Genomic DNA, 12,422 nt, shown 5'->3' on the forward strand with positions numbered 1-12,422 from the left:
GATAGTGTCAGGGACTAGGAAATTGATATCGAATAATAAGCGGAACAAAATAAACACATAGCAGTTTTCGAATATCCTTGCTAATGTGCAAATCAAGAAGAACAATAACGTTCGACCGATACAATCCAATGCAACTAGTACCGCCAGTCATCAGTAATCTCGCCGGCATAGAAAATTATTGCTATGTGTATAAAAGGAGTTTAAAGTCCTTAATAAACTGAACGGAGTGAACAATCCCGATGTTTAAATTATATCCTATTTTAGCAGTATCAACCCAGCTAAATTGTTTTTTTGTAAGACGAATGAGTATTTTTTTATTTATAATCTTTTTAAAAACTTTTTTATGGACAAAATTTTACCTTTCGATTTAGGATGATTCTTATAGCAAAGATTGGCTAAAGTAGCCAAGGTGTGCTACAAAACACAGAGTTTTTCGACTTAATTCTTATTTATCATCTTAAACTATGCCATTACATGTAGCTATTGCCGATGATCACACGGCTGTTCGACTAGGTCTGAAGTATTTTATCCTGGAGTGGATGCCCGGCACCTTGATTTCCTTTGCTGAAGATACGGAAGAGTTGATGAACATTTTTTCGAGGCAACCGGTAGATATTGTTTTACTCGATATCAATATCCCCGGGGGTAATAATCTCCGAATTGTGAAAACAATTAAGGAAAAACAACACAGAGCACGTATCTTAGTGTTTTCTGCATTTGATGAAATGACATATGGCTTAAAATATTTACAAGCTGGCGCGGATGGATACCTGCAAAAGGACAAGGGAGAAGAACACATCAAAGAAGCATTGAATACGGTTTTTAGAGGCGGAAAATATCTAGGCAATCGCTTAAGGGAATACTTACTGCAACAAAATTTTAATGCGGCTTATAATCCCTTGGATCAGCTTTCTGACAGAGAAATGGAGGTTTGCCAATTATTGGTAAAAGGAATGGGCATTAGTGAAATAGCCAATTCATTACTGTTGCATACTTCTACCATTTCGACTTACAAAACCAAGATTTACGAAAAACTAGGTGTTCGTAACACCGCGGATTTACTGAACGCTTTTAAGGTGCATAGCCTGAGCTGAGAAGGTGAGGGTTACTATTGTTCCTTTTCCCAACGTGCTATGGATATACACTTTGCCTCCCAGCATACGGATCCAATCCTTCACCAAGGTGATGCCTAAGCCTTGGCTGAAGGGATCGGCACCGGGTTCAAGGGTGTCTTTTTCATTGAAATGCTGTAATTCTCGCGGACTGATCCCAACACCATCGTCTTTTATCGTAATGTAAAGTTTTCCTTGTTTAGAAACACCGGCATGGATAGCAATTATTCCATTCCGCGTATGTTTTGTAGCATTATCCAATAGATTATGTAATATAATTGCCAGGATGTCGGCATGGGTACGGATGTTTAAATCGCACGGCACTGAATTAATGATGGTGGTATTGCGTTGTGAAGCTAGGTGTTTAAAGACCTTAATCTGCTCGTCCACAATGTGGTGTAAATTCGCTTCATGCAACTCGATTTCTTTGTCGGTAAAGGTTGCTTTATAAAACTGCGAAATCTTATTACAGTACTGAGTAATCTGCTTCGTTACATCATAAATATTCTCCACGTCATCGGATAGATGATTTTTTTCTAGTTTAAGCTGTTTATAAATCCCTTGAAGCGTTAAAACAACATAGTTAAGAGGGGCCTTTACATCGTGTGTAATAGAGGCGGATAGTCGTTTTTGTAACTCACTCTGTTTTCGCAGCTCATAACTGCGTTCAGACACGAGCTGTTTCAAGGTTTGATTCTGTTTCATAACAAATTTTGATTTCATAAAGAAACCGAACCAAATGATGCCAAGTCCGACAAGAAAAAGCATTGCCTTAAATAACCAGGTTTCATGGAATGCGGGTTCGACGTATAGCTTAAGGCTGGTATAGATAAATTCATGACTCGATTCTCCGCTTTTGAGGCGAACTTGTATCAGATGTTCGCCAAAGGGAAGATTATTAATGGAAATGCTGTTTTCATCGGTAGAGAAGCTTAGCCATTGGGCCGTTTCTTCGTGTTCTTTATCGATTATATATTCAAGCTTCACGTCTTCCTGCGAGCCAAAGAAGGGAGTTGATAGGGTAATGTCCAATCGAGAAAAATAGCGTGGTAGCGAAACCCGCTCTGTTATCGGAATAGGCGCGCCATCTAAGCTGATCTCGTCTATAATAACAGGTCCTTGCGGATACCGGGGTTGAATGGTTTCGGGATCAAACCAGATTAAGCCATCCAAGCTTGGAAACGAAAAAAGTCCATTGGGCAGCTGGAGGGCACAGGGCTGGCAACCGCCATTAAATTCGTTTGTGGCAAAACCTGCTCTTTTGTCGTAATAAAAATAATCCGGTATGTTCGCTGAATTTTCCGCGTACGCTAATAATTGCTCTTTATCGGCTTGGAAAAGCCCTTTGTTAGTGCTTATCCAGAGGTAGCCTTTTTTGTCTTCCAATATACAATGTGCAGTGGCGATATAATGGTGTTTATCTAAGGGAAAGTGTGTGAACTTCTGCTTGCTTAAGAGAAACAGTCCGTGTTGAAAGGTACAGATCCAGAGACGCTTGTCCTGGTCTTTATAGAGGCACCGGATATAGCGTCCTGCTAGACCCTCGTGACGTATGACGGTGCCATTTCGCTCAACAAGAAATAAGCCATCGGAACTGCCAAGCCATAAGTTATCGTCGTTTGCTTGCTCAATCCAAGTGATCTCATGTTCCAACTCGCCTTTAGCCACAAAGCGGCTGCTCTTTAAATCCCATTGATAGAGGGTCCCGTCGAGGCTGCCAAACCAGATATTCCCGGTCGCATCTTGATAGATAACCCGTCCCTTTTCCGGATTTGCCCGCGAGGAGAGGAGCTTCTTGCCATTGGACGTGAGCATGAGTAGGCTATCTTCTGTTAACACCCATAATTGACCGTTCGGCCCAATGAGGCGGCCATGCTCTTTGATGCGCGATAAAAGGTCTAGCTTACTGTGTTCTCCGTCCAAATGAAACACATTTCCCTCATCAGCGAGTATCGATCCATCCGGTAGGATCGTTTGTAAATAGTAAACTTCATTGTCGGCACCGTTACTGGTTTGTTTGGTGCTAAACCTTTTATTTTGGATAATGAATAGGCCTTTTGATGCACTTCCTAAAAAGAGTTGATCGTTGTCTTTTTGATAATGGGCAATCACAATACCGTTTTCTTCGAAGCTGAAGTCATAAAGAATACGGGTGCTGGATAGCTCCCCATTGACGGGTTCCAACAAGTACAAACTACGTCTGCAATAGATAAAAGTTTCTTTGGTACCGCTGTTGTAGAATAACTTGAAATCGGCATCGGGAGCTTCGTCCATAAGGTCGCCTTTAATGGAACATTCGGAGATATCCCCGTCGCTTTCAATAAGGTCCGCTTTGCGGACATCCTTTAGATGGTACAGTTTCTTGTCATGGTAGAACGTGTTTTCAATACGGTATGAGGGATAGGGGATAGAAACAAGTGCTAAGCTGGAATTAGCGGGATAATATGATAGGGTGTCCTTTTTTAATAAAAAGCTGTTTCCTCCTACTTCACCGAGGATAACTTCACGGGTGTCAAGCTCTTTATAGCGTGTAGGCAAACCCCGGGAAAAGGTTGCTTTACCGCCTATAAAGGTTTTTTTTAGAAAGTCCCGGGCCGTCCAACCTTGCGCGATAGCTTTGCCATTTCGCAGACACACCATTTGCTCAGTGGACGTCTGTGCCCAGAGAATTCCACTTTCTTTGGTGCCGGCGTGAAAGCTGAACATCCGCTTAGATTGCAAGGTGCTATTTAGACTTTCGGTAGCCTTAAAACGCTTGCCATCATATCGAACTGCTCCGCTCTCCGTAAGGATCCAGATAAAACCAAGATTATCCGGTGCGATACCTTTAATGCTGTTTTGGGGTAAACCGGCCTCGTCGGTAATTCTAGTGACAATATGTTCCCCTGTCATGCCACTGACGGAATGAAAGAACATATTCCACAGCAGGTAGCTGAAAAGATAAATAAATGCCCGCCCCATTCGTTTCTTGTATAAAATACGCAAATAGTAAATGTATAAATGACCAGTAACCGTCGGTGAAGATAGTAAGATTCGTTTCTCCTTGTGCTTTTCATGGACCTCTTTTCTCTGTATTTTATTAATTATTGTGTGTAAATAGCTGTTTTTCAGGGTGTAGCTGGTTTTTTGTAAAATTTATATCGTTTTTCCTTTAGGTTTGCTATCGTAATTTTACTAGGCTGCTTATAGTAAAATTACGATAGGCAAATAGTGCCTAATCGATTACTGTCGTCAACCTTTCCCATACGCCCTACGCTTAAAATGGTCGTTCCTAAGCTAATGATGCCTTTTTTTTTAATGATTTACATACTGCTCGCTTCAAAAGTCGAACGGCGCGCGCCTAGGAAAAATATGATCGTCGTATAGTAAAAATACGATGAGCTGATAGGAAAACCCTTATTGTTGAAGCCTTGTTGATTGGTGAATTTTGAGAAAAAATGTGTGTACTAATTTGTGAATATAAACGAAGTAACTACATGAATTTACATAAATAATTAATTAAACGATATCTATGGACAGAAGCTCTACTCTAATTTACTTCATAATCACTTCGTGGAGCAATAGGGCTTAGATGACCGGCGTCAAGCCGTAAATCAATGGGGTCCCTTTTTCATACATATCTACTATATAAAAAGCTTATTAACAGTTGCCGGTTTTCAGCAACTGATACAAGAATTCTAACGCAATTGTAAGGACATGAATAAAAGCACTACCTTTCCTTTAACACTTTTACTAGGTAAGTTGGGTTTAATGCTTGGGCGCGTTAAGCTATTGGTAATATCACTGATCCTCTTTGGACTATCATTGTATGCTGCCCAAGTATTCGCCCAAACGCAAATGAAGCAGGCTACTGGAGGAACAGGCAAATACCGAAATAGTATTTATTGGTTCGACTTTACTGGTCTGAACATGAATGCGGGTGAAACAAGAACTTATCAGTTTACCGCAAATGGTGTCGATATTACTGTTGTCATTGATCAATTGACAAATCCCATAAGAGGATATCGACCTGGCAGTTTTACGTTGGATCGAATGGATGACATGTATAATATTGGAGGCTTGCAAGGATCCAATACCTTAACGAATGCTATTAGCGCGGTAGGTGTACAATCAAATTTTCGGCTACGTGCATATGCGACCTTCAATGGGCAACCCGCAAATATTGGTTTGGTATTTGGGAATGGCGAGACCGATCTTATAGAGCCGAATAATGAATTTTCTCAAGCCACAACGAATGGAGAGGCCTGGCGGTTATTAGAGGCGGGCGCATTTAGTCCGCAAACGGAAAGACAAATCACTTTTTCTAATAATAACCAAACCGCTCGTATATCATGTTATGACAATGTAGCCATACTTTATACACAAAAATCGGCGACAAGCGATACAGCACCGTTAACTATTAATGCAGCTGTGAAGGGAGGCGGACAGACGGCTATGGCTTTAGGGGTGATGACCTATGCGGAACGCGGAGATGCACCGACGAGTTACGGCATCGCCTCCCATAATATTACCCCTTCAATAACCGGCGGCTCTAATCCAGGACCAGCTGCGGGAAGTACGGTTTACATCGTGAACCCGCCTACTGGAGGTCGGTTGATCTCGCCGGGCACGGTAGCTCCTGCCAGTACGCCAAAATTGGGTGCCCTATCGGGTGACTTTGACCCTTCAAGCTTTACCAGTTTAGGTACCAATGCCGATGCGGACGATTTGGATGGCCAGGATGATGAGGATGGAATTGTTTTTGAACCGCTCCCTACAAATGCTACTTCGTACAGCACAGACGCGATTGTAGAAAATTCGAGTGGATCAACGGCGTACTTGGTGGGATGGGTAGATTTCAATAAGAACGGTACGTTCGAGGAAACGGAGGGAGCTGCCGCTACGGTGGCGAATGGCGCAACTACTGCAACGCTCAACTGGACCGGACTAAGTGGCCTGACAGCAGGACCAACGTATGCTCGATTTAGAATTTCAACCTCGCCGAATTTAACAGTGGCTAATCCGAATGGATCTGTGGATAATGGCGAAACAGAGGATTATTTGTTAACAATCGTTGAACCAGTTGAAATCTGCGGTAACGGCATTGACGACGATGGCAACGGCCTGGCTGACTGCGATGACCCGGCTTGTAACCCATACGTTAACTATTTTGCCAATGGCAGTTTAGAGAATTATACGCAATGTCCAAATTTGAGTGCCGCTGGTACCTTAGCTTATGCTGTATCTTGGAAAACTAGTCTCCCTGCCCCGAATCAGACGGGCGGACAACTGTTGGTTAATGACCCCGCGAAAGGTTGTGTATCCCCCCGTCCAGCCACTAGTTGGCTGGCAAGTACCAATCTGCCTGCCGGTTCAGATGGCCTAGCATGGGGAGGGATGCATGGAGGAGCACCAAATTTAGGCTTTGAAGATTTTCAAAACACCCTAATTGCACCATTACCGGCTGGTACCTATACTTTTACCTTCTCGGCTGGTTATTTGGTTAATAACCCTTATACCGCCCCCGGATACTTTAAATTTTATGGAGTAAAACCTGGTGAGGCGGATTTTACTACTGCGCATCCGTTGGGTGATTCGCCCATGATTAATAATGCTATATCATCGACGAATCCAACCTGGAAAGAATACAGTTTTAGTTTTACCTCTACGGAAGTATATGACCGCATATACATGGTGGCTTATTCAGGACCCACCGGACAATCTTATTTGGTTTTCGATGGTTTTAAGATGGTCTACAATCCGCCAACAATTGGCTTTCAGAATCCTTTAGCGACTTGTCTTCCAGATGCCGTAATAGAAGTAAAAAATCCTGATCCGGCTTGGGTAAGCTATCAATGGTATATGGACGGCGAATTATTGGCTGGTGCGACTGGAGTGAGTTACCAACCAACTACCGGTCAATTGGGTGTGTTCACGGTGAGTGGTGTGTTAGCAAGCGGTTGTATGTCAGCACCTTCGGCGGGTATTACGCTGGGAAGTAATTGTCCCATCCCATTTGAGTGTAATGGATCAGCTTATTTGGTAAGTACCACAGGTGGAACGGTACCATCAATTCTTTCTATTGTGGATGCCGGTAACCCGAACACGGTACATGCTACGATTACACCCTCAATAGCGGATCAGTATAATGGAATCGGCTTTAATTTTGAGGATAATTTGATATATGGATATGCCGTCGGAACGGTGCCGTCCTTAACTGCTGGTGACATCGTGCAATTTGATGCAAAGGGTACTGTGAGAAGGTTAGGGGCACCTACTCCGGTTCCTGGACAGGCACCTGGATTACCTAGGTGGACAACAAATGCAGCTGTTAATGCAAATGGAGGTATTGTTAACTTAGCACCGGGTGTAGTGGGGCTTAACAATAAATTTTACGGTATGGTCACCACTAACGTTGCTACAAATAGGTACTTGGTTACGGTGGATTTAACTACCATGACTTATACCACCGTAAAACTGAGTGGCAATTATGTTCCTGCAGATTTGGCATTTTCTCCTTACGATGGGATGTTATATGGACTTGCGGGAAATGTGCTTATTCGTACTAATCCGAATAATGGTAATCAGCAAGCTGTAACGCCAACTTCCGGCACGCTTCCTGCCAATGTGGGTGCTGGTGGGGCATGGAACGACGTATTGGGTAGAGTGTATTTCTTTACCAATAGCGGTTCACCTGCTAATGGGGCAGAGCGATTATATCGTTATAATCCAGCAAATGGAGCCTTTGTTAACGTTGTAGCCGTAACACCCTATCCCGGTTTTGATGCCACTGCTTGTTTCCCTACACGTTTGGAGAAAAAAATATTGATGCCGACAGAAGGGTTGAAACCTGGTGATGTAGTGGAATTTGAGTTCAGCATCTATAACAGCCAGATGCTGCCGATGACCTACGAATTTGAAGATATTTTGACTTCAACCGATCTAAGCTGGGTGCCAAACACGGTTAATCCGGCTACTCCGGGTGGTGGGACGGTCAGCATTAATGGAAATACCCTACGTATTTCCGGAATTACGGTGCCACCCGCTCCTGCAAGTGGGGGTGAACCGCTTAGGTTTAGGGTATCCTTGAAAGTTGCGGATAATGCGGCTTATGGCACTTGCTATACGAACCAAGCAACGATTAAAGTAGGGGGAATAACAGTCCTTAGTGATAATCCAGAAACATCGGAAAACAACGATCCTACCGCGTTCTGCCTTAACCCTTGCGCTCTTCCTGCACCTATAAGTGGCGGTAACCTACAGGCCTGCTTGGCCGACCTGAATGGCGGGAAATTGACAGCCTCAGCTACGGTTCCGGCCGACATACAGCTCATTTGGTACGATGCACCGACAGGTGGAAATGTGGTGGCTGATCCAAGTTTAAGTACTGTTGGAACGGTTACTTTCTACGCAGCGGCAGATGATGGAAGTTGTGTAAGTAGCCGGACACCGGTGACCCTAAATATAACAGCAACACCAATATTAGAGGAAGTGCAAGATATCGTTTCTTGTGGGCCGTTCGAATTGCCTACCATCGTAGGTGAGCACTTAAGCGGCAACGAAGCTTATTATACCGCACCAAATGGCGGGGGAACCAAGTACCTTGCCGGAGACCTTATCAGCACACCGGGCACTTCTAGCATCTACATTTTTGATCAAAGTGAGGCACTTGCTAATTGCCAAGGTAGCCTGGCGGTAGCCACGAATACAGACTACGTTATTGACAATCTGTTTGATGATAATACGCATTTTCAGTATACTGGAGCCGTTAACCCAGCCTTCTTCCAGGGAACGGCTAGTCAACAGATTCGATATGATAATCCAGGTACGCCGGTAGGTAGTGGCCCACAAACGTATTTAGGCGTTGTGGGGGATGTGTCGGTAGGCAATACCGCCGACTGCTTCGGAACTGAGGTGAACATCCAAGCGCAGGTAACGATAACCAACCAGGGGCCAGGAAATGGCGCCGGCTATTCCGGAAGATTAGCAATTTTTAACAAGGCAACCAACCAGGTTTTATATCAAGTCGGTCTAAGGGCCAATTTTCCGGTTAATGCGACCATGACGCCTACCGTGTCTGGGGTTGTTCCGGTTGCTGACGTGCTTGCGGGTAATATTGCTGTATTGATTGCGGTTGAGACCTTTCAAACGAGCAGTAAAAATTGGTTGCTTTCTAACTTCCGCGCTTCATACCAGTTCTTGCCGGAAAGTACACAGGCTTGTGCTGCCGAACGCAGCTTTGAGCTTACCATCAACGAAGCACCGGCGGCACCTACCAGCGGTGGAAACCAACAAGCCTGTATTTCGGATATTACGGATAAATTAACGGCGACGGCCACCGCACCGGATGGAACACAGCTTATTTGGTATGACGCACCGGTAGGTGGAAATGTAGTAACAGATCCAAGTCTGGATACGGTTGGTACAATTACTTATTTCGCAGCAGCGGATAATGGTACCTGTACCAGCACAACCAGAACGCCTGTAACATTGAGTATTACGGCGTCTCCGGTGCTTGATGAGATTGAGGATGTTGCCGTATGTGAAGTGTTTACCTTACCGGAAATTATTGGCACAGGCTTATCCCGAAATCAAGCATATTATACTGAACCAAATGCCGGCGGAACAAAATACCTGCCGGGCGATCAGCTGGCTACGGTGGGTACAACAACGCTGTATGTATACGATGAAAGCGGACGCGTAGAAAATTGTGCGGGAAGCTTAAGCGTGGTAGCTAATACGGGTTACCCTAAAGTTGATTTCGATCAGATGGTTAACCAAAATACGGTGATGCAGTATCCGCGGGCGATAAATCCGGCATTCTGGAGTGGAACGGCTACACAAACCATTAACTACAGTGCAGCAGACCCAATTGTCGACGGACAGACTTATCCGGCAATCATCGGTAAAGTAAACATTGCTGATACCGATAATTGTTTTGGTACAGATGTGCTTATTTCGGCCGATGTGACCGTAACAAATAATGGTCCTACTAACGGCTTTGGTGGTATTGGTTATTTTTCTATTATTAATACAGCGACAAACACCCGTTTGTTCAACGGCGGAATGCCAATGAGTCCCGCTGCTGGAACAACGTTTCAAGCTCATGTGGAAGGTGTGGTGCCAGTGGCAGATGTGCTTGCCGGAAACATTAGCATCATGATTGTGGTTGAGACCTACCACGTAGGCATTAAGAACTGGACCTTATCAAATTTCAAATCTGGATATAAATTTTTACCGGAAGTAGCGCAGAACTGCTTTGACGAGAAATCGTTTAAGGTGACGATCAATGAACCACCTGTACTCGTTATTACAGATCCGGCGGCAGTTTGCTTACCGGGAACGGTAGATATAACCGCTAATGCCGTGACGCAAGGCAGTACAGCTGGTTTAACCTATACTTATTTTACTGATTCGCTGGCAACTTCGCCTTTAGCAAGTCCTGAAGCGATTGCTGTTTCGGGTACTTATTATATTATGGGCACGAACCCGGCAACTGGTTGTAGTTCCATTGCACCGGTTGAAGTAACATTAATCGGTCAGCCTGAATTACGCGTGGGCCAACCGACCTGTCTAAGTGGTGTCGGAAGTATAGAAGTTTTGTCCCCTCTTGGTGCCGACTTTGAGTATAGTATCGATGGTAGCACCTACCAAACGGACCCACTGTTTGTCAATGTGAATCCTGGTACTTATCAGGTGACTGCCAGAAATATTATAACGAATTGTGTAAGTCAAGCAACGGAGGTGACGATAGATGCATTGCCTCAGGCACCAGCCGTAACAATTACACAGCCTAGTTGTGATGAATTGACTGGAACAATAGAAATGCCAAAATATCCGGGTGCCGAATACTCTATCACAAACGGCCTATGGTCTACCTCGAACGTTTTTATTGGCTTAGCGCCAGGTGATTACCAGGTTTGGATTAGAGACGCGAATGGTTGTGTTAGCGAGCCGACGGCCTTTACGATCAATGAAGCGCCTCAAATCCCGAATGCGCCAACGAGTGGAGGTTCCCAAGTGGTATGTGAAGCTGATTTAAGCGAGCCCTTAAGAGCTACCGCTACAACTTCAGATGGATCTTCCGTTGTGTGGTATGATGCACCAACTGGCGGAAATGTCGTAGGTGATCCAATTTTAGATAAAGTAGGCACGATTATTTATTACGCTGAGGCCTTCAATGGTACTTGTAATAGCTTTACGCGTACCCCCGTCATCCTGACGGTAGTTGCTTCCCCGGTAATCACGCCACAAGACAATCTAGCGAATTGCGGTCCGATTATTTTACCGGAAATAGAAGGAACGAATTTAACGGGTAACGAGGCTTATTATACCGAGGTTAATGGAGGTGGTACTAAATACCTGCCGGGCGATGAGTATACGGAGGTTGGTACGAGAACCTTGTATATATATGATCGGATGGAGGAAATGGCCAATTGTGCGGGAGAAGTGAGTGTCTCAACTAGCGCGAAGATGAATCAAGCGAAATTGACACAGTTAATGGGCCGTTCACAATTTATTTATCCAAGAGCTTATAATAATGGTTTCTGGAACGGAACCGATGTAGCGAATGTCACGTATAATGCAACGGATCCTATAGAAGATCAGCAAACGTATATGTCCATTATTGGCGATGTAGCTTTAAATGCAACAGGCGAATGCTTTGGTACGGAAGTCATGCTTGATTTTGGAGTAAGATTAGCCAATCAAGGACCACATGCCGGGATAGCTAATACCGGCCGGATTATGATCATCAATAATCGAACATTAAAGGTTTTGTATGTATCATCGTTCTTGGGTAATGGTGATCCTGCACAAACTGTCAATTTACGCGTAGCAGGTGCGGTTCCACTTGCAGATGCTGTTGCTGGTGATGTTAGTGTTGTTGTATTGACAGAGACCTATCAAGTCTCGTCAAACGGTACACCAACGAATAAGAGCTGGATAGCGTCTAATTTTACAGGGAACTTTAGTTATCTACCCGAGGTAACTGCAAGCTGTGCTAGTGAGCAGAGTTTTACGATTACAGTTGATGAAATGCCAACGGCATTTGCCGGTGACGATCAAGTTCAGTATAACAGTGGAGCATTTACGTTAAATGCAACTGCGCCCACTCTTGGAACCGGCGAATGGACAGTCGTAAGCGGTACGCCATCGGTCGCAATCTCTGATAGCACGAATCCAAATGCTACTATTTCATTAGATGCAAACACAAGCGTTACCCTGCGTTGGACTGTTACCAATGGAACGTGTGTTGCTTTCGACGATGTAGTCTTAAATTACGTTTCGCAGGCGGACATTGTGACGGTTAAACAGACCAGCGAAGCGGGT

Annotated in this window: 3 protein-coding genes; 2 read left to right on the forward strand and 1 reads right to left on the reverse strand. The window is 44.3% G+C overall.

Features of this window, described 5'->3' with window-relative positions; genetic code table 11:
- Nucleotides 1-464 precede the first annotated feature (464 nt).
- Complete coding sequence (locus tag QT327_RS19205) at nucleotides 465-1,094, forward strand: response regulator (protein ID WP_289553752.1); 630 nt, start codon at nucleotides 465-467, stop codon at nucleotides 1,092-1,094.
- Here the strand turns inward: QT327_RS19205 and QT327_RS19210 are convergent.
- Nucleotides 1,059-4,097: a ligand-binding sensor domain-containing protein gene (locus QT327_RS19210; protein WP_289553753.1), complete on the reverse strand. Its 3,039-nt coding sequence runs from the start codon at nucleotides 4,095-4,097 to the stop codon at nucleotides 1,059-1,061. The genes QT327_RS19205 and QT327_RS19210 overlap by 36 nt on opposite strands.
- Before the next feature lie 711 nt (nucleotides 4,098-4,808).
- On the opposite strand from QT327_RS19210, the gene QT327_RS19215 reads away from it, so the two are divergent.
- Nucleotides 4,809-12,422 (forward strand): CshA/CshB family fibrillar adhesin-related protein (locus QT327_RS19215; RefSeq protein ID WP_289553754.1); only part of this gene is annotated, 7,614 nt, incomplete at its 3' end.

This window comes from Olivibacter sp. 47 (genome assembly GCF_030372825.1).
Classification (GTDB): Bacteria; Bacteroidota; Bacteroidia; order Sphingobacteriales; family Sphingobacteriaceae; genus Olivibacter; species Olivibacter oleidegradans.